Genomic DNA, 19227 nt, shown 5'->3' with positions numbered 1-19227 from the left:
GTGCTGCTGTGGCCTCTGCCTCAGGTGCTGGCGCATCGCTGCGGCGGCGCGCTAGCGCCGGAGAACACGCTGGCCGGGCTTGAGGTTGCGGTGAAGCATGGTTGTCGCGGCGTCGAGTTCGATGTCATGCTCAGCGCAGACGGCTTTCCGCTGCTGATTCACGACGAAACGCTGGAGCGAACGACAAGTGGCCACGGTGAGGTGAGTCGTCACACGCTGGCGCAGTTGCGCAAGCTCGATGCCGGCAGCTGGTTTGATGCGCCCTTTGCCGCCGAACGGCTGCCGACGCTGGACGAGGCGCTCGCGCGCTGTGCGGCCCTTGGTCTGGCGGTGAATCTGGAGATCAAGCCCGCAGCCGGTTTCGAGCATCAGACCGGGCGCGTTGTCGCCGACCATCTTCTCCGGGGGCGCGCCAATGGCGTGCCGGGGCTGGTCATCTCCTCGTTTGAAGATGCGTCCCTGGCTGCGGCAATGGAGATTCTGCCCGGCGCGATCTACGGTCTGCTGGTCGAGGATTTGCCGGAGGACTGGGCCAGCCGCGCAGCAGGCCTGGGCGTGCACGCGATTCATGTCTGCGCAGACGCGCTCGATGCAGCACAGGCCCGGACGGTCCGTGACAGTGGCTATCATCTTGCGGTGTACACCGAAAATGACGCCGAGCGCGCGAAAGCCTTGCTGCGCATGGGGGTTGAGACTGTAATCACCGATTTCCCCGACCGAGTGCGTGCCTCGGATATGTTTCCTGCCTAACAGAGGCTCGTTTCTCAACCGATCAATCCGCGGTCTTCCTTGACGCGCCTTGCAGCAGCCCCCTACCATCCCGTTTTTTCCGCGAGCATCCAGTCTTGTCCGCCCAGCAGCTATTTGCACCTATTGCCGCCGATATGCAGGCGGTGGATGCCGTCATCCGACAGCGACTTCACTCCGATGTGGTTCTGATCCGGCAGGTCGCGGAATACATTATTCACAGCGGTGGCAAGCGCCTGCGCCCCGCGCTCGTCCTGTTTGCGGCCGGCGCGATGGGCTACCGCGGCACGCATCATCACGAGCTGGCTGCGGTGGTGGAGTTCATCCATACCGCCACCCTGCTGCACGATGACGTGGTCGACGAATCCGAACTCCGGCGCGGCAACAAGACCGCCAACGCCCTGTTCGGCAACGCCGCTTCGGTTCTGGTGGGCGACTTCCTCTACTCGCGCGCCTTTCAGATGATGGTGAGCGTCAACAACATGCGGGTAATGGACGTGTTGTCGGATGCAACCAACGTCATCGCCGAAGGGGAAGTGCTGCAGTTGCTCAACTGCCATGATGCCGACGTCGAAATCGACGACTACCTGCGCGTCATCCGCTACAAGACGGCCAAGCTGTTCGAAGCGGCCGCCCGGCTTGGCGGCATCCTCGCCGGTGCGGATGAAACCATCGAGACCCGTCTCGCAGCCTTCGGCATGCATCTCGGCACGGCTTTCCAGATCATCGACGACGTGCTCGATTACTCAGCTGACGAAGCGGAAACCGGCAAGCACCTCGGCGACGACCTCGCCGAAGGCAAGCCCACCCTGCCGCTGATCCACGTCATGCAGCACGGTACGCCCGAGCAGGCCGCACTGGTGCGGGGCGCAATCGAGAACGGCGGACGCGACGATTTTGCGGCCGTACTCGCCGCCATTCAGAGCACCAAAGCGCTGGACGAGGCACGGCGTTATGCGCGGGAAGAAGCTGATCGTGCAATCGACGCTATTTCGACACTTCCCCCTTCCATTTTCAAGGATGCGTTGCTACAATTATCGGACTTTGCAGTTGCCAGAAATTACTGATATAGTTTTTGGCTTCGCAGAGCACGAAGCAAAGTTGTAAATCAGTGTCGGGGAATAGCTCAGCCTGGTAGAGCACTGCGTTCGGGACGCAGGGGCCGGAGGTTCGAATCCTCTTTCCCCGACCAAAAATCCCGCGAAAAAGCCTTGATTTGTCAAGGCTTTTTTCGTTTACTGCGGTGCTTTGGCGCAAGGCTCAGGTCGAGCTTGCGCCATTTCTGCTCCAAAAAATTCGGAGCCAGGTTCGCCGCGCGATTTTTTCGCGCCATACCGTCGCATCTTGCCGATCAAGATGCCCGCACTGCATCCTGCTTCACTCACCCACTGCAAACACCACACTCATCGGCGCGCTGCCCGTATGGCTGACGTACCGGACTTGTCCGTAATACGTGAAAGGTGCTGCCTTGCCCGCTTCAAGCTTGTGTTCGCGCACAAACAGGTGAAGCGCCAATTCCTTCTTCTGATGTTCGATGATCTCGCGGCCCCGCTTGCTCTCTGGTGTCGTCGCGTTCTGGCTTTGCCAGTGGAAGCTGTGTTCGTCGATCCAGTGGTCCAGATAGCGGTGGTCCTCGGCTTTGCCTTGTTTGTTCAGTGTCACCAGCAGGATGTGCGCATTCTTGTTGGCAAGTACGACATGCCCGCTGTTCCAGTTGCCGGGGTTGAACGCCTCGCCAAACAGAGCGGGAATCTCCTCCCGCATCAGACGCTCGCCATGCATGAGTTCCAACGGGTCGATGACGGCCTTGAATCGCGCCAGCGTGCGCATCTCATCGCTTGACGCCATGTCTTCGTAAGCGGGGTTGTTGGCCTTGAGGACGTATTGCCCATCAGGCCCTTTGGTGACGACCCGCAGCAGGTACTGGTTGTCTCCAGTGCCGTCGCCACGTTCGATGGCAACCGTCGCGCCAGTGATCGAACCGGCACTGCCGGGGCTGATGAGCTCCAGCAGGAGATAGTCGCCGTCCCGGATCGGGTTTTTGCCGCCGTCCATCGAGTTGCCGCTCGCCCGGGCGATGAAGTGGCGAGCAGGGTCCAGGCGGCCGTAGCCGGCCCCAAGGCTGCGGTGTTCTTCGGCATCCGCCCGTCCGGTCCTGAAATGGCCGCAGGCGATTCTCAGATTCGGAAAGTAAGGCAGTTCGGTGCGCTCGGGCGCGGGTCTGCGCAGCGGGATGACATTGCCGCCGCCTTCCGGCGCGGTTGTCTTTCGCACCTCGTAAGCAGCAAGACGGTAGTCGACCAATTCCTGCACCAGCTCAGAGAATGCGGCTGCGCGATCTTCTGGTACGACGAAGGTCGGCACGAACCGGTCATCAAGCACGCGGAAGAATGTGTCGGCACCGTTCGTTCGATTGCCACCGATCCAGGCGTTGACCGGATTGTCCTTCCAGTACCGTAACCAGGTTTCCGGTGCCTCGTCGGTCCCCGTGGAGAGTGTGGCAGGCAGATCTGCCAACAAGGGGCGCCGCCGCTGAAGCACCCGCCATGACTGCGAAGCGAGCGCATGAAGTGTCGGGGATTCCAGCCAGCCGTTCAGCTCCTGCAGCGCCTCCAGCAAGACCATCTTGTAGCTCTTGGTCATCGCCGTATTTTCGACCTCACGCAGGAAGCGCTTCTGTGCGAGGGCGACACTTTCCTCATCAGCCGACAAATCCTTTTGGTCGAGCACGAGTTCGAACCACGAGCCGTGTTGCTGACGCATGCGCGATACGCTGACGCCGGCGCGGTAGAACTCCGCCAGGGAGGGGCGGCGGCCGAGTGCGCCTTTCAGTGCTTCGTACTCCTTGGCTGCGCTGTCACTGTCGAGCGACTTCAGAAACTCGATGAGCTGGAGGTCGTAGTTGATGAAGCAGCCATCCGGCAATTCCAGGTCCCCGTTCTCGACCTTGCGTGCAAAGGCCGCCAGTTGCCGATAGCTCGTACCCACCGCCAGCAGTGCCTGGGGCTTGTGCAGAAAGCTGTGATGGTTCCCGATGAAGTCGAGCACGACGAGCTTGTCCTTGTGCGGCGCTTTGCGCAGCCCGCGACCAAGCTGCTGCAGGAACAGGATCTTGGACTCGGTCGGGCGCAGCATCATTACCGTGTCGATGGCTGGAAGGTCGACGCCCTCGTTGAACAGATCGACCGAGAAAATGACCTTCAAGCGGCCTTCCGCCAACTGCTCAAGCGCATCCCCACGACTCATTGCTGATCCAGCGTAAACCGCAGCGCTGGGAATGCCCGCGCGTTGAAATTGCTCGGCCATGTATTCCGCGTGCCGAATCGATACGCAGAATGCGAGGGTGCGTGCCTGGGCGCGCGACTGCCACTGGCGCAATGCGTGTCGTGCACGCGCAAGGGTGGCCAGCTTGTTGGACAGCTGTTCGGGGTCGAAACGGCCGTTGCGCCACGGAATGCCGGTGTAGTCGACCGACTCGTCGTAGATGCCGTAGTAGTGGAAGGGTACCAGCAGTTCAGCCTCGATACCGGCAAAGAGCTGGCAGGTGAATACGAGGTTGTCGTCGCACAGGCTGAGAATGTCCGACTGATCGGTCCGGTCCGGTGTTGCGGTCAGGCCAAGCAGAAAGCGCGGCTCGAAGTACGCAAGCAAACGGCGATAGGTTGGCGCAGCCGCGTGGTGAAATTCGTCGATCACGATGTAGTCGAAGTGCTGCGGCCCAAAAAACTCCAGGTGTGCTGCTCGCCCAAGCGTTTGCACAGACGCACAGAGCACGTCGACATCGCGGTCCCGTACTTGCCCGGCATAGAAGCCCACGCGTGCCGCCGGCCGGATGCGGAGGAAGGTTTCGGCGGCCTGCTGCAAAATCTCCTCGCGGTGGGCGACGAACAGCACGCGACGGGCTCGCACCTGCTCGGAATCAAACGCGGCAAGCCATGTCTTGCCGAGCCCTGTGGCCAGCACGACCAGGCCACGCCTGTATCCTTCAATACGCGTCGCCACCAGCGCCTGCAGCGCTTCACGCTGAATCGAGGACGGGACGGGAGGTGGCTCCACCTCGTTGCTGCCGGGCGAGACTGCCTGCGGAAGTTGAACCCGGCGGCGCTCGTAGGCATCGATCCAGTAATCAGTCAGCTCCACCGTGCGCGGATACCGAAACAGCTCCTCAAAGCGCGAGCGTGCCTGAAGGAAACCGTCATCGCCCGGGTAGTCGACGCGGTAGTTCCATTCCAGGCCATCCTTGAGCGCCTGACGACTGATATTGCTCGACCCGATGAAGGCCGTACCGCGTAACTCGTTGCCGCCGTGAAGATGTGCGAACAGATAGGCTTTCATGTGGAAGCTGCTGCCCGCGGATTCAAATACCCGGATCTGCGCGCCGAGTTCCTTCAGCAGCATCAGCAACCGCAGTGCCTCGGGATCGGTCACGTCAAGATAGTCGCTGGTCACAACGCGCAGTCGCACCGGCGCACGCGTCCCGTCTTTCGCCTCACCTTCCTGATGGGTTAGCGCAGCGCGCAGATCGGGCAAGAGCAGTCGCAGACCCGTTGTCTTGATGAAGGCAACGGCGAGGTCAATCTCGTCCGCCTGGCTGATTGCTGCACACAGGTGAGGCAGGAAGTGATTGCGTTCGCCACCGACAATGAGCTTGGTCGCTGCGGGCCCGCGCTTGCGGATCAACGCGTTGATCCACTGCTCGGTGCGTCCGGGGCGCTGATCCTGTGTCGTCCAGCACTCCGCTGCAGCAAGGTCGGCGAAGGGGGCAATCCAGGCACGGATCCTTGCCTCGGTTGCATCGGTAAAGTGGCGCCCGTCCTGCACCCGCTCACCCTCTCCGAGCTTGAAGCTCAGGTAGAAAACGCCATTGGGCTTGAGTGCGGCCCACAACCGTGCCAGCGCAGCATCCATATCCACGCCGGGCAAGTGGAGCAGGCTTGCGCACGCCCAGATGCCGTCGTAGCAGAGCAGTTCATCGACTTCGTCGAAACCGCGCATCTCGACCGCCTGTCCGATGTGCCGTGAAGCCAGTTCGCATAGCGCAGCGCTGGCGTCGAACGCCCGAACCCTGTATCCGCGGTTCAGAAACGCTCGGCTGTCCCGGCCCGAGCCACAGCCTGCATCGAGGATCAGGCCCTTTGCCGGGATCCCGGCCAGAAAGCGCTCATGCAGGGCGGACATATCGACGTCCACCGTGCTGGAGAAAAACTGCGGGGCATTCTTGTCGTAGTAGTTGTTTGTGCTGGACATCGTGGCAGTGACTGGAAACGCAGGTGCTTGCGACATTCGCAATGCATTTCCGAGAGACTACCAGGTCATGCCGCGATGCGAGCAGTGCGGAGTGCCGTACGCTCTTCGCGACTCACTCAGCGCGCTTCGCCGGGCTGCTCGCCCTGCATCAGGACGCGCTGGTGCGTGCCATCGCAATCAGGCCCAGAGTGGAAGCGTCATGTTCGCCCGCCGGGCCTCCCGCCAGCTCGCCGGCGATGCGGGTGGCGATCTGCTTGCCGAGCTCGACGCCCCACTGGTCGAAGCTGTTCACATCCCAGATGACGCCCTGCACGAAGACCTTGTGCTCGTAGAGCGCGATCAGGGTGCCGAGCGTGCGCGGCGACAGCTCGGGCATGAGCAGGGTGTTGCTGGGGCGGTTGCCGGGGAAGACGCGGTGCGGCACGAGCGCTTGCGCGGCGTCGGCATCCATGCCGCTCGCGGCGAGCTCCGCGCGCACTTCGGCGGCTGTCTTGCCGACCATCAGTGCCTTGCTCTGGGCGATGCAGTTGGCCAGCAGCAGGCGATGGTGATCGGGCAGCCCATGGCTGGCCTTGAGCGGCGCGATGAAATCGACCGGGATGAGGTCGGTGCCCTGATGCAGGAGCTGGAAGAAGGCATGCTGTCCGTTGGTGCCGGGCTCGCCCCACACGACCGGACAGGTGAGCGATGCGACCGGCTGGCCGTCCCGCGTCACCGACTTGCCGTTGCTCTCCATCTCCAGCTGCTGCAGGTAGGCCGGCATGCGCGACAGCGCCTGGGCATAGGGTGCGATGCACTGGCTGCCGGCGTTGAAGAAGCTGCGATACCACACGCCAAGCAGGGCAAGAATCACCGGCATGTTGGCTTCGAGCGGCGCCTCGGCAAAGTGCCGGTCCATCGCATGCGCGCCGTCGAGCATGGCTTCGAAGCCCTCGCGCCCGACGTACAGCGCAACCGGCAGGCCAACGGCCGACCACATCGAGTAGCGCCCGCCGACCCAGTCCCAGAAGCCGAACATGTTGTCGGCGGCGATGCCGAATTCGGCCACCCGGGCGGCGTTCGTCGATACCGCAACGAAATGGCGGGCGATGTCCTGCTCGCTGGCGCCGCCTGCGAGGAACCACGCCCGCGCACTGGCCGCGTTGGTCATGGTCTCGATAGTGGTGAAGGTCTTGGATGCGATGATGAACAGCGTGCGCGCCGGAACGACCTTGGCCAGCACACGTGCCAGCTGGTCGCCATCCACGTTCGACACGAAGTGCATCCGCAGCCGCGGATGGCCATGTGCGGCCAGCGCCTCGCAGGCCATGGCCGGCCCGAGGTCGGAGCCGCCAATGCCGATATTGACCACGTCGGTGACCGCTTCGCCCGTGTAGCCCGTCCATTTTCCGTCGCGGACAGCCTCGGCGAAGTCTCCCACCCGCTTGCGCACCGCCAGCACCGCGGGCATGACGTCCTCGCCATCGACCTCGACCCGGCTGCCGGCCGGATTGCGCAGGGCGGTGTGCAGCACTGCGCGATCTTCGGTGTTGTTGATGTGCGCGCCGGCGAACATCGCATCGCGTGCGGCTTCAAGCCCTCTTTCGCGTGCGAGGGCGAGCAGGTGTCCGACGGTGTCCGTGGTGATCCTGTTCTTCGAGTAGTCGAGTGTCAGGCCAGCAGCACGCAGGCAGAAGCGCTCGAAGCGCTGCGGATCGTCCTTGAACAGGTCGCGCAGTTGGGCTTCGGCAATGTCGGCATGATGCGCGGCCAGGGCCTGCCATGCAGGCGTGACGGGATGCGTAAGTACGGTGGTCGGGTTCATGTCAGTCACCAAATCTGCGGACGTGCTTGAGCGGCGGGTGGTCGCCACTGAAGTCCTGCCGCGCGGAACAGTTAATTTTTTTCATCAGTTACAACGATACCGGAGTTGCCAATGCCATAGCACCCCAATCTTCACTTGCGGCCAAGGCAAGCGAGTGCAAGCAGCGCCGTATCAGGGGCGTATTGGAGGGTGCGCGCTTTCGTGCGAGACTGGGTTCCAGACGCTTGCGGGCCGCTCCGCTTTGTCATTCAGCGCTTCAGAGTCCCTTTTTCATGCCCACTTCGCATCCTGACAGCTTTCCACGAATGGTCGGCGACATCGGCGGGACCAATGCCCGCTTCGCGCTCATTCATGGCCCCGCTTGCCTGCCGCAGCAGGTCGAGACGTTTCGCTGTGCCGACTTCGCCGGCCCGCGTGAGGTCATCGCGCGCTATCTGAAGGATTGCGGTAGCGTGCAGCCCGTATGGGCGGCAATCGGCATCGCCACCCCGATCGATGGCGACCAGATACGCATGACGAATCACGACTGGGCGTTTTCGATCGAAGCGCTCCGCCGCGACCTGGGCCTGGCGCGCCTGTGCTTTCTCAACGACTTCACCGCGCTGGCGCTGTCGATCCCGGCGCTTGCACCGCATGAGCTGCGACAGGTCGGCGGTGGTCGGGCGGCAAAGGGGCGGGCGATCGGCGTCGTCGGCCCCGGCACCGGCCTGGGGGTGTCGGGCTTGCTGCCCAACGGAAAGGGCTGGATTCCGCTCGAGGGCGAAGGCGGGCATGTCACCCTTGCGGCCAGCACCGCACATGAGGCTGAACTGATCGGGCTGCTTGCACGCCGCTATTCACATGTTTCGGCCGAACGTCTGATCTCCGGGGCGGGGCTGGTTGCGCTCCATGAGGCGAACGCGGCCCTGAGCGGGAGGGTGGCCGAGGCGCTGGACCCGGGCGAGATCTCCCGCCGGGCGCTGAGCGGTGAGTGCGAACACTGCGTCACCGTGGTGAACGACTTCTGTGCGCTGCTCGGCACGGTCGCTGCCGACATTGCGCTGATTCTGGGCGCGCGGGGCGGTCTCTACATTGGCGGCGGCATCGTGCCCAGACTCGGCGCGTTTTTCGATGCCTCGCCGTTTCGCGCGCGGTTTGAGCACAAGGGCCGCTTCAGCGCCTACCTCGCGGAGGTTCCGACCTTTGTGATCGATGCGCCGTGGCCGGCGCTGATCGGGGCTGCGCGCAGTCTCGAAGACTGACGGGCGGTTGCGGACCGGTTTCGCAGCGATGTCCTGTAGCGCGAGACCAATCCCCGGAATTGCGTGTTCTGGCGTGCATCGCGAAACCTGCGACATCAAGGACCCCACGCAGAACATCAACTGGGTCGTGCCGCAGGGCGGAGAGGGGCCGATCTATCAGGGCATGTAACCGGGCCCACGGGGCCGCCTGGTGTCAGGCCACGCTGCGCACGCGCGCGAGTGGCAGCGGTGCTCGGCGTTCGCCGGCGAGCACCGTGTCGGCGTCGAGCGAGCCGATGGGGACTGCGCGGTCGGCCGGAATCAGGCCGGTGACTTCGAGTTCGAGGTAGCGGGTGCAGCTCACGCGCAGGAATGAGGTGAAGTTGCTTCGATCCTGCAGCTTGCCCGCGGCGGTCAGTTCGTCGTGCAGGCGGGTGACCAGTTGCGGCACGGTGAGCCCGTCGCGCTGGCCGATTTCCTCCAGTACCTGCCAGAAGATGTTCTCCAGACGGATGCTCGTCGCGACGCCGCGCAGCCTGATCGACCGGGCGCGGCAGGCGTAGAGGTCGGGTTCTGCATGGGTGAAGATCTGGCACATGTGCTGGTCCGCCGGGCAGTGTTCTCCATGGCATTGTAGGCGCAGGCCCGGCGTGTTGCGACACCGGGCCTGTGCCGGACATCGCTTAATGGGTGATGCGGGTGCCGAGCAGGGTCAGGAACTGGGCGAGCCATGCCGGATGTGCAGGCCACGCCGGGGCGGTGACCAGGTTGCCGTCGGTGACGGCCTGGTCGATCGGGATGTCGGCATAGGTGCCGCCGCCAAGCTCGACATCGTGCCGGCAGGCCGGGTAGGCCGAGCAGGTACGACCCTCAAGCACGCGCGCGCCGGCCAGCAACTGCGCGCCGTGACACACGGCGGCGACCGGCTTGTTGGCGGTGAAGAAGTGGCGCACGGCAGAGACGACCTTGTCGTTGAGGCGCAGGTACTCGGGGCCGCGACCGCCGGGAATCACCAGTGCGTCGTAGCTTGCGGGGTCGATCTCGTCGAAGCTCGCGTTGAGGCTGAAGTTGTGACCACGCTTTTCGGTGTAGGTCTGGTCGCCCTCGAAGTCGTGAATTGCGGTGGCGATGGTTTCGCCCGCCTTCTTGCCCGGACACACGGCATGCACCGTATGGCCGACTGCGAGCAGGGTCTGGAAGGGCACCATGGTTTCATAGTCTTCGCAGAAATCGCCGCAGATCATCAGGATTTTCTTGCCCATTGTCGTCTCCTCGAATTACTTGCAGGTCGTGTCAGCGATGCGGGCCACTGCAGGTGGCCGTGCATCGGCAGGCAAAGTCTGGGCGAATTGCCTGTGCCCGGGGTGGTATCCGGTTGTGACGTCCGCGCGTCCCCGTGCTCCGTGGACACGGCCCTCAGGAGGTCCCGAAGTTCACGCCCTGGGCCAGCGGCAACTGCGTCGAGAAGTTGATGGTGGCGGTCGAGCGCCGCATGTAGCCGCGCCAGGCGTCGGAGCCCGACTCGCGGCCGCCACCGGTCTCTTTCTCGCCGCCGAAGGCGCCCCCGATTTCGGCGCCGCTGGTGCCTACGTTCACATTGGCAATGCCGCAGTCGCTGCCCACTGCGGACAGGAAATGCTCGGCCTCGAGCAGGTCGCGGGTGAAGATCGCCGACGACAGGCCCTGAGGTACGGCATTGTGGCGTTCGATCGCTTCGTCGAGATCCGTGTACTCGAAGCAGTACAGGATGGGCGCGAAGGTCTCCTCCAGGCTGTTGCGCAGGCTGTCCGTACCTTCCACGATGGCTGGTCTCGCGTACCAGGCCTGGGGGTAGAGATCGCTCAGCACGCGTTCGCCTCCGGTGATTGCTGCGCCCTGTGCGCGCGCCGCTTGCAGGGCAAGGGTCATGCTCTCGAAGGCCTGACGGTCGATCAGCGGGCCGATCAGGGTGTCGGGCTCGCGCGGGTCGCCAATCACGAGGCCGGTCCAGGCCTTCTTCAGTCGCGCAAGCACTTCGTCGCGCACCTGCTGGTGAAGGAAGACCCTGCGCGTGCTGGTGCAGCGCTGTCCGGCGGTGCCGACCGCGCCAAAGGTGATCGCCTGCAGTGCGAGTTCGAGATCGGCGCTTGGTGCAACGATGATGGCGTTGTTGCCGCCGAGCTCAAGAATGGTGCGCCCGAAGCGCTGCGCCACTCGCGGCCCGACCTGTCGCCCCATCGTGCAGCTGCCCGTGGCGCTGATCAGGGGCACGCGAGGATCGTCCACCAGCAGGCTGCCGGTGTCGTTGTTGCCGATCAGCACGCAGGAGAGTCCCGGCGGCACGTCGTCCATGTCGCTCGCGGCCCGCTCGAGCAGGTGCTGGCAGGCCAGCGCGCACAGGGGGGCCTTGATCGAAGGTTTCCAGATGATGCTGTCGCCGCACACCAGGGCAAGTGCGGCATTCCACGACCACACCGCCATCGGGAAGTTGAAGGCGCTGATGATGCCCACCGGCCCGAGCGGGTGCCAGGTTTCGCGCAGGGCGTGCAGCGGGCGCTCGGAGGCGATGGTGCGACCGTAGAGCTGACGCGACAGGCCGACCGCGAAATCGCAGATGTCGATCATCTCCTGCACCTCGCCTTCACCCTCGGCGATGATCTTGCCGCACTCAAGCGTGATCAGCGCCCCGAGCACGGGTTTGTGCTCACGCAGCAGAAGGCCGAAGCGGCGGATCAGTTCTCCCCTGCGCGGCGCGGGCACACGGCGCCAGGTATCGAAGGCGCGGCTGGCGAGGGCGATCTTGGTGTCGACGATATCTGCGGTGTCGGGGGCGAGCTGTGCCAGTCGTGTTCCGTCGATGGGAGAATCCACCCACACGTCGCCGGTGCGGAGCACCGAGGTATCGATGCCGAGATGACGAAAGATGTCGTGCGTATTCATCCTGTTCTCCTTGAGCATGGGCGCGGCCGGACTACATCGTTCTGCACTCGCCGCCGGTCGAAGCCGAGTCGGGTTCGACGCCATCGATCATGAAATTGCGCCCGAATCGATTGCACATGAAATCGTCGAAGCGGATGTCCTCCTGGCGCACGAATCCGCGTTCGGGCAAGCGGCCTTCGACGAGCAGGTCCAGGGCGGTGCACAGGGCGCTGGCAGTGGTGATCTGGATCGCGCTGCGCAGGGTGCCGTTGATGCTGCAGCTGTAGATCTTGCGGGCGAAGGTCTCCTGCATCAGGCGGCCTTCGCGCATGCCGCTGACGTTGACGAACACCAGCACCACGTCCTGCATCGTGACTGGAATCGCCGCTTCGAGAATGTCCTTGAGCAGGTCCCGGCGTTCGCCCAGACGCAGGTCGTGGAGCAGCAGCTTCATCACGTCGCGGTGTCCGTGGTAGCGCACCGTGCGGTAGTTGAGGTTTCTCACCCGGCCCTTGAGGGTGTCGCACAGCGTGCCGAGTCCGCCCGAGGTGTTGAAGGCTTCGTAGCTGTCACCGTCGAGCGAGAAGTGCTCGAGCTCCTCGAGCGCGGGCATCTCGCGGCGCTCGCCGTTGACGATGGCTTCGCACGGGTTGAGATACTCGTTGATCAGCCCGTCAGTGCTCCACGTCAGGTTGTACTTGAGCGCGTTCGACGGAAAGCGGGGCAGGGCACCGACCCGCATGTGCACGTTGTGCAGGGTGTCGAAGCGGGTGCACAGATCATGGGCCGCGATCGAGATGAAACCGGGGGCGAGACCACACTGCGGCATCAGCACCGTGCTGGCATCCTGAGCCAGGTCGCGGATGCTGTGTGCGCTGGCGACGTCTTCGGTGAGGTCGAAGTAGTGCACGCCGGCACCGGCCGCGGCCTGCGCCAGGCGTGCGCTCATGCCGAAGGGGCTGGCGTTGATCAGTGCGTACTTGTTGGCAAGGATGGGAGACAGCGCAGTGTCGTCATGTGCGTCGAGCGTCTCCACGGTCAGCGCCGGCAGCGCCGTTTCAAGGCGACCGAGCGCATCACCATCGCGATCTGCCACGGTGACCTCGTAGTCTCCGCAGGCACTCAGCAAGTCTGCAATCACTGCACCGATCTTGCCTGCCCCGACGATCAGGATCTGCTTCATGGCGTCCTCCCTGCAGGCATTGACCTGCTTCAGGGTGGGACATCATGGTGCCGAAATGGTGCCGGAACACCCGGGAGCGGCCAGGACAGCCGCCGGGCTGTGCCCGGCGACATCAGACGCTCGCCGGCGCTGTTTCAGATGCCGAAGGCGAAGATCACCACCATGCCGGCGGCCACCCACAGCGCACGTACGGTCATGGCTTCGCGGTGGATCAGGCCACGGCTCACCATCCACACACCGATGCCGATCTTCACGCATGCTGCGAGTGCCAGCCATGGGGTCGAGCCGAGGGCGGTCAGCGAGGGGTTGGCGACGAAGGCAAGCGGCACGATGTAAAGGCCGACGCCGAGCGTCATGGCATGCCACGCAACCTTCAGCCACGGGGCGCCTGCCATGCCCGCCGCGATGAAGACCGCGCCGCACACTGGCGGGGTAATCGTCGACAGCAGCGCAAACCAGAAGATGAACAGGTGGGCCTGAAGCGGCGGCAGCCCGATCTCCATCAGCGCCGGGCCTGCAACTGCCACGCAGATGACGTAGGCCGCAGTCGTGGGCACTTCCATGCCCAGGATCAGGCAGGCCAGGCCGGTCAGCAGCAAGGCGCCCCACAGGTTGCCGCCCGACAGGCCGAGGATCAGCGAGGTGATCTTGACGCCGAGGCCGGTCATGTTGAGCACGCCGATGATCAGGCCCGCGCACAGGATGATGGCGGCGATGGTGGCGATCTGGCGTGCCGCATTGACAGCGGCCTCCACCAGCCGGCTGGCCCAGCGCGTCAGCGACGGACGCAGCTGGTCGTTGAACAGCAACAGTGCTGCGCTGGCACCGGTGGCCGCGGCCCCCGCGTACTGCGGCGTATTGCCGGACAGGAACAGGATGCCCAGCAGCAGTCCGAAAGGCACGAGGAAGAACAGGACCAGTTTCGCCACGCGGGCAAAGGGCGGGATGTCCTTGGCCCGCATCGGCTCAAGGCCGTAGCGGCGGCCGTACAGGTCGCAGCCCGCCCACACGCCCCAGAAGAACAGCACCGCCGGCAGCAGGGCTGCCATCAGGATCTCGTTGTAGGTGGTGCGCAGCAACTCGACCATGATGAAGGCGCCTGCACCCATCACCGGCGGCATGATCTGACCGCCGGACGAGGCCACGGCCTCCACGGCGGCCGCGAGCGCGGGCGGATAGCCGAGGCGCTTCATCGTCGGCAGGGTGATGGCGCCGGTCGAGGCAACGTTGGCCGATGCCGAACCCGAGATTGAGCCGAAGAGGGCGGACGAGAGCACCGAAACCTTGGCCGCACCGGCGCGCAGACGACCTGCGAGCGCGATGGACGCGGCCATGAACCCCTGACCGCCTTCGCCTGCGCCGATCACCGCACCCAGGATGACGAACACCGCGACGACTTCGGCCGAGGTGCCGGTGAGACTGCCCCACAAGCCACCTTCGGTAATCGTCAGCGTACCCAGAAAGCTGGCCAGCGGAATGCCCGCATGGCCGAGTTCGCCCGGAAGGTACTGCCCGAAAAGGCCGTAGAGCAGGGCCAGCGCCGCGGTTGAGGGCATGGCCCATTTAACCTGCCGCCGCGCCATCTCGAGTGCCAGCAGGATCAGGCCCCAGGCCACCACGAACTGCATCGTGCCGCGCAGGCGACCGTACTGCTCGTCCAGCGCCTCGTACTGAACCAGCACGTAGATGCAGGCGGCAAGGCCGAAGGCGCACAGGGCAACGTCGATCACGCGGCGCCAGCCGGTGGCGGGCTGCGCGGTGAACAGAAAGACGAAGGGCAGCACCGCGATGATGTGCAGCGGGCGGCTCACCAGGTGCGGGATCAGGCCTGCAGTCACCAGCCACAGGTGGAAGGCCACCGAGGCAAAGGCGAGCAGCACCATTACGGAGTGCAGGGACAGGAGTGAGTGCCGGGGCGCCAGGGCTGGGGCCACAGCGGGGGAGGTGTCGGTCATGATCTGAAAGTGATGGCGCCCGCAGGAAGTGCGGGCGCGGCGGGAAACGGGGCAGGGCGGCGTCCGCGGACGCCGCACGATGGAGCTGGCTTACTTCAGCCGGTCCGGCACGGCGATGCCGGCTTCGGTGTAGTACTTGAGCGCGCCCGGGTGCAGCTTTACGGTGATGTTGTCGAGGAGGCTCGGCAGCACACCGCTCCACCACGGGTTGGTTTTTGCCATCTCGGCAAGACCTTGCCAGTAGCTGCGGGTCAGCTGGTACGCAGTGGCGTCGTCCATGTCCGTCAGGGCGTAGGAGATCACCGGCAGCGAGGTGGTGACGATGTCTTCGGTCATGCCCGGGTAGGTGCCCTTGGGGATCACCATGCGGCTATGTCCGGTCTCCTTGATCTGCTCGTCGCTCATTGACAGCAGATGAACCGGCGAGCTTGCAGCCACTTCGACCACGTTGGGGGCCGGCCACGAACCCGCGGTGGCAAAGCCGTCGACCTGGCGGTTCTTCATCGCAGCGCCGGCGCCGGAGAGTTCGATGTCGATGACGTCGATCTTGCCCTCAAGCCCGAACAGCTTGAAGTTGCGCGCGGCTTCCGCGGCACCGAAGGAGCCCTTGCCGGTCACGAAGCGCTTGCCGGCGAGGTCGGCAAAGGTCTTGATACCGGCATCGTTGCGAACCACGTAGTGCATGGTCAGCGAGGGGATCGGGAACAGCGCGCGGATCTTCTTGAACGTGGCCTCTTCCGGGTCAAAGGGCTTTTCGCCGGCGACCGCCTTGTCGACGAGCGAGGGCGGCGAGGTGAACATGTAGTGCTTGCCGCGTGCGGCGGATTCCATCACGTTCTGCACCGAACCCTGGCTTTCCTCGACGGTGACGATGATGTCGCCCGCGCTGGTCTTCTTGACGGTCTCGCCGATCTGCACGGCCATCTGATAGTACGAGGTGCCGGCCTTGGCCGCCTTGAAGGTGACGCGGGTTTCTGCGGACGCGACTGTGGTTGCGAACGCGAGTGCCAGGCTTGCGCCGAGGGTTGCAATGCTTCGAAGCTTCATCTTCATCTCCGTTGTTGGCGTGATGTCCGCTGTCAGAGGACCGGTCGGGCGGAGAGACTGCCGCGTGCTTCTCATTCTCGGGCGGCTTCGCCGATCGGGCCATGGGCCACCGGATAGCGGGCGAGTACTATCGCACAAACAGGTCGTTTTGCGCACCCGTTTCGGCTCATTGAAAGGCCTTGGCCGCGCGCTGTCTGGCGCTGATCGCCTTGCACGGGAGTATATGGCTTTGGCGGTAGGTGCGCGGCCGATGCGTGACACACGCTGCCGGGCGGCGCAATCAGCGCGTTGCGGGGGAGACTGCGTGCTGAAACTGTGCTGCGGTGCGTGCGGCAATTCGGGCCAGCAGCGCATCGGCGGCACGGCCGCCCGCTGAGTCGACACTGCGGCGGTAGCCGAGATACACGCTGCCCTTGTCGGCGGGAAGGCTGTATACCGCGATCGACAGCGGACAGTGGGCGATGTTGTGCGCCGACTCGGTCGCCAGTTTCGCGGCAACGACCGCGCTGCAGAAGGTGTAGATCCGGGCTTCGGCGTAGAGGTCGGCGCGGTGGCCGAGTTCAGGGGCGGTGCGCGCCAGCATGTCGCCGAAGTGGCTCTCGGACGGTGCCGTGATGCCTTCTTCCGCAATCGCGTCAGTGAGCGCAATGCTGACATCGTCGACAGCGGCGTTCTCGATGGCGAGGGTGACCGCGTCGGCGTCGGCGGCCCGGGTGCAGGGCGCTGCGAACAAAGCACAGGTCATGCCGATGGCGAGCAGGGCCTTGCGGAGGCGTTGTGGCATGCGCATGACGGGCGCCGGCTCAGAAGCGGTAGGTGGCGCGAACGCCGCCATACACGCTGCGCCCTGGGCCCGGTTCGTAGTAGCGGCCGTTGCGGTCGCCGACGATCACCGAGCCGACGTACTTGCGGTCGAAGACGTTGTCCAGTCGCAGCAACTGGTTGAAGGTCCAGGGGCCGGACTGCTGTTCGGCGCCCAGGCGCAGATTGACCAGGGTGTAGGCCGGCGCGGGGCGGTCGTCGTTGTTGTCATTGACCTGCACCTTGCTGCGATGCACCGCCTCGATTGCGGTGTTCAGGCCGGCAAACGGCTTCCACGCCAGTTCGGCGTAGGCCGAAACCGCCGGTACGCCGGGAATGCGATTGCCGGATTCCACCGTGGCGAAGGCTTCGTCATACACCGCGCGCATGAAGGTCAGCGCACCACGCACGCTCAGGCTGCGGGTCAGGCTGCTTTCCGCCGCCAGCTCGAGGCCCTGACGCAGGGTCTGCCCCGCATTGGTGTAGTCGGTTCTGCCACCGCTCGAGCCCGCGACCACGATTTCATCCTCGGTGCGGATCTGGAACAGGGCTGCGTTGATGCGGCCGGTTTCGCCCACGTAGGCCTTCAGGCCCAGCTCGATCTGGCGGCTGCGCGAGGGCTTGAGGTCGAAATTGAAGCCGCCTGCGGCGGAATACGACAGCTCGGTCAGGGTCGGGGTCTCGAATCCGGTGCCGATGCTGGCGTACAGGTTCAGCAGCGGTGTCGCCCGCCACAGTACGCCGAAGGCCGGCGTGGTCTTGCGGTAGCGCACCGTGCCGCTGTCGTCGCCATTGGCGCCGACGATGAAGTTGTCGTCCACGTCGAACTTCACGTTGCTGTGACGCACGCCCAGCGACCAGTCCCAGTCGCCCTGCTGCCAGCGGGCCTGCACGTAGGTATCGAGACTGGTGACGGTGTCGATCTCGTCGCGGCGCAATTCTCCCTTTACCCCCAGCGTGTTGCCGATGAAGTTCTGGTACCCCTGACGGTCGTCCTGCGAACGGTCGTAGTCGAAGCCGGTGGTGACCGTCAGCTTGCCGTGCTCCAGCGAGCGCTGTGCGATCCAGCGTGCGCCTAAACCATGGAAGTCGCGATCGAAATCGATGATGCCGCCGGCCTGGGTGATGGCGCTCTGCGCAACTTTCGGAATCGATTGATACTGGATCACGCTGCGTTGCCCGGCATAGGCCTGCAACTGCAGTCTGTCCTCGCCGAAGCGGCGTTCGTACACGGCGCCGCCCTGCATGTGTTCGATGCTCTTTCGTGTCTGATACTGCAGGGCAACGCTTTCGACCGCGGTGTCGTCACGCTTCCAGGTGTTCCAGGTGAGACCGAGCGGGTCCTCTGTGTCGGGCTGGCGCAGGCCGCTGGCGATCAGGGTCAGCTTGCTGTCCTCGTCCGGGTTCAGCGTCAGCTTGGCAAAGCCCTGGTCGCGCGTTGCCGCGCTGTAGCGGCGCTTGCCATCGGTCTCGAAGTGCGAGGCGTCGAGCACGTAGCCAATCCCGTCCTTCTCGCCTTCCGCGCCGATGTCGATCTTCAGCGTGCCGTGATCGCCGCCGGCGATGCCGCCACTCACGCGCGGCGTGCCTTTGCCGTCGCGCGAAAACAGTTGAATGACGCCGCCTGCATGGTTGCCGTAGATGGTTGCAAACGGACCGCGCAGCACTTCGATGCGTTCCGCGGTATCGAGGTTGAAGGTGGCTGCCTGGCCCTGGCCGTCGGGGTTCGTGGCCGGGATGCCGTCTGCGATCAGCTTCACCCCGCGCACACCGAAGGCGGCGCGGGCACCGAAGCCGCGAACCGAGATCTGCAGATCCTGCGCATAGTTCTGCCGGTTCTGCACCACCACCCCGGGCACGCCTGCAAGCACTTCAGAGACGTTCACCCGCAAGCCCTCGGCCGCGTTCTCCGACAGCGGGACGCCTTCGACCGAATAGGGCACGTCGAACGGTGAAACCTCCACCCGGCTGCCGGTGATGACGATCGCGCCAAGGGGCTGATCCTCGGCCAAGGATGTGCCGGCAGCGAGGCCGAGGCAGAGGAGGGCGGCCAGCCGAAGCGGCGTCGTGCGGAGTTGGCGGTCGTCCATGGTCCGAGTCCTGGTCGATTGTGGATCGCGGTCTGGCACATCGCCGTCCGCTGATGCGCTTCACTCTATTGGGTTTCGCGGCGCGCAGCCTCAGCACGTTCGCCGAATCCGTCTCATGATAATCATGAGATCACGGTCAGGCAGCTGACTGCCAGGGAGCAGGGGGTAGCGGTGCGAACGCCCCGGCAGGGCAGGTCGATGGAGCCAGGAAAACAAAAGGGGCTGTGCTCGTCGC

General features: G+C 64.5%; 13 protein-coding genes, 1 tRNA gene and 1 pseudogene. 5 read left to right on the top strand and 10 right to left on the bottom strand.

All coding sequences use genetic code 11. The annotated features are described in order from the left end of the window. The 3 genes from ugpQ (at position 1) to CEW83_RS09690 (ending at position 1939) form a co-directional block, all read left to right on the top strand. Positions 1–750 (top strand): glycerophosphodiester phosphodiesterase, encoded by a 750-nt coding sequence (gene ugpQ, locus CEW83_RS09700; RefSeq protein ID WP_234419049.1) that lies wholly within the window; start codon positions 1–3, stop codon positions 748–750. Between the two features lie 95 nt (positions 751–845). Beyond that, entirely contained in the window at positions 846–1814 is a 969-nt protein-coding gene (gene ispB / locus CEW83_RS09695) for an octaprenyl diphosphate synthase (RefSeq protein WP_108949156.1), read from the top strand. A 48-nt stretch (positions 1815–1862) separates the two neighbouring features. After that, a tRNA-Pro gene (locus CEW83_RS09690) sits at positions 1863–1939 on the top strand. 185 nt (positions 1940–2124) lie between these two features. On the opposite strand, the gene CEW83_RS09685 is transcribed toward CEW83_RS09690, so the two are convergent. Together CEW83_RS09685 and pgi are read right to left on the bottom strand one after the other, a co-directional pair. Continuing rightward, positions 2125–5994 carry a DUF3427 domain-containing protein gene (locus CEW83_RS09685; RefSeq protein ID WP_108949155.1) on the bottom strand — a complete coding sequence of 1290 codons (3870 nt, stop codon included), beginning with the start codon at positions 5992–5994 and terminating at the stop codon, positions 2125–2127. A 148-nt stretch (positions 5995–6142) separates the two neighbouring features. Beyond that, positions 6143–7798, bottom strand: coding sequence for a glucose-6-phosphate isomerase (gene pgi, locus CEW83_RS09680; RefSeq protein WP_108949154.1), 1656 nt, complete (start codon positions 7796–7798; stop codon positions 6143–6145). Between the two features lie 272 nt (positions 7799–8070). Here pgi and CEW83_RS09675 point away from each other — a divergent pair, with 272 nt between their 5' ends. Both CEW83_RS09675 and CEW83_RS09670 read left to right on the top strand, forming a co-directional pair. Continuing rightward, complete coding sequence (locus CEW83_RS09675) at positions 8071–9039, top strand: glucokinase (protein ID WP_108949153.1); 969 nt, start codon at positions 8071–8073, stop codon at positions 9037–9039. Between the two features lie 73 nt (positions 9040–9112). Continuing rightward, positions 9113–9208 (top strand): annotated as a pseudogene (locus tag CEW83_RS09670) (4Fe-4S dicluster domain-containing protein); the annotation flags it as partial. A 24-nt stretch (positions 9209–9232) separates the two neighbouring features. On the opposite strand, the gene CEW83_RS09665 reads toward CEW83_RS09670, so the two are convergent. The 8 genes from CEW83_RS09665 to CEW83_RS09630 all read right to left on the bottom strand — a co-directional run bounded on the left by CEW83_RS09665 (position 9233) and on the right by CEW83_RS09630 (position 18992). Continuing rightward, a complete protein-coding gene (locus tag CEW83_RS09665; protein ID WP_108949151.1) occupies positions 9233–9616 on the bottom strand; it encodes a ribbon-helix-helix domain-containing protein in 384 nt (127 codons plus the stop codon). An 85-nt stretch (positions 9617–9701) separates the two neighbouring features. Then, positions 9702–10280: a DJ-1/PfpI family protein gene (locus CEW83_RS09660; protein WP_108949150.1), complete on the bottom strand. Its 579-nt coding sequence runs from the start codon at positions 10278–10280 to the stop codon at positions 9702–9704. A 154-nt stretch (positions 10281–10434) separates the two neighbouring features. Next, complete coding sequence (locus tag CEW83_RS09655) at positions 10435–11937, bottom strand: aldehyde dehydrogenase family protein (RefSeq protein ID WP_108951317.1); 1503 nt, start codon at positions 11935–11937, stop codon at positions 10435–10437. Between the two features lie 31 nt (positions 11938–11968). Beyond that, entirely contained in the window at positions 11969–13099 is a 1131-nt protein-coding gene (locus CEW83_RS09650) for a saccharopine dehydrogenase family protein (protein ID WP_108949149.1), read from the bottom strand. A gap of 134 nt (positions 13100–13233) precedes the next feature. Further along, a complete protein-coding gene (locus CEW83_RS09645; RefSeq protein ID WP_199915259.1) occupies positions 13234–15054 on the bottom strand; it encodes a TRAP transporter permease in 1821 nt (606 codons plus the stop codon). Positions 15055–15144: 90 nt separating this feature from the next. Then, a complete protein-coding gene (locus CEW83_RS09640) occupies positions 15145–16101 on the bottom strand; it encodes a TAXI family TRAP transporter solute-binding subunit (RefSeq protein ID WP_199915258.1) in 957 nt (318 codons plus the stop codon). 280 nt (positions 16102–16381) lie between these two features. Then, complete coding sequence (locus CEW83_RS09635; protein ID WP_234419048.1) at positions 16382–16885, bottom strand: DUF302 domain-containing protein; 504 nt, start codon at positions 16883–16885, stop codon at positions 16382–16384. A 19-nt stretch (positions 16886–16904) separates the two neighbouring features. Then, a complete protein-coding gene (locus CEW83_RS09630; protein ID WP_108949145.1) occupies positions 16905–18992 on the bottom strand; it encodes a TonB-dependent receptor family protein in 2088 nt (695 codons plus the stop codon). Positions 18993–19227: the final 235 nt, after the last annotated feature.

This window comes from Parazoarcus communis (assembly GCF_003111645.1).
In the GTDB taxonomy this organism is placed as follows: Bacteria; Pseudomonadota; Gammaproteobacteria; order Burkholderiales; family Rhodocyclaceae; genus Parazoarcus; species Parazoarcus communis_A.
This window is presented reverse-complemented; position numbering and strand designations above follow the sequence as displayed.

What these genes read in the sequence shown, in the direction of transcription:
- CEW83_RS09685 (WP_108949155.1), bottom strand. Translation starts at nt 5,994, where the DNA reads ATGTCCAGCACAAACAACTACTACGACAAGAATGCCCCGCAGTTTTTC.
- pgi (WP_108949154.1), bottom strand. Translation starts at nt 7,798, where the DNA reads ATGAACCCGACCACCGTACTTACGCATCCCGTCACGCCTGCATGGCAG.
- CEW83_RS09675 (WP_108949153.1), top strand. Translation starts at nt 8,071, where the DNA reads ATGCCCACTTCGCATCCTGACAGCTTTCCACGAATGGTCGGCGACATC.
- CEW83_RS09665 (WP_108949151.1), bottom strand. Translation starts at nt 9,616, where the DNA reads ATGTGCCAGATCTTCACCCATGCAGAACCCGACCTCTACGCCTGCCGC.
- CEW83_RS09660 (WP_108949150.1), bottom strand. Translation starts at nt 10,280, where the DNA reads ATGGGCAAGAAAATCCTGATGATCTGCGGCGATTTCTGCGAAGACTAT.
- CEW83_RS09655 (WP_108951317.1), bottom strand. Translation starts at nt 11,937, where the DNA reads ATGAATACGCACGACATCTTTCGTCATCTCGGCATCGATACCTCGGTG.
- CEW83_RS09650 (WP_108949149.1), bottom strand. Translation starts at nt 13,099, where the DNA reads ATGAAGCAGATCCTGATCGTCGGGGCAGGCAAGATCGGTGCAGTGATT.
- CEW83_RS09645 (WP_199915259.1), bottom strand. Translation starts at nt 15,054, where the DNA reads ATGACCGACACCTCCCCCGCTGTGGCCCCAGCCCTGGCGCCCCGGCAC.
- CEW83_RS09640 (WP_199915258.1), bottom strand. Translation starts at nt 16,101, where the DNA reads ATGAAGCTTCGAAGCATTGCAACCCTCGGCGCAAGCCTGGCACTCGCG.
- CEW83_RS09635 (WP_234419048.1), bottom strand. Translation starts at nt 16,885, where the DNA reads ATGCCACAACGCCTCCGCAAGGCCCTGCTCGCCATCGGCATGACCTGT.
- CEW83_RS09630 (WP_108949145.1), bottom strand. Translation starts at nt 18,992, where the DNA reads ATGGACGACCGCCAACTCCGCACGACGCCGCTTCGGCTGGCCGCCCTC.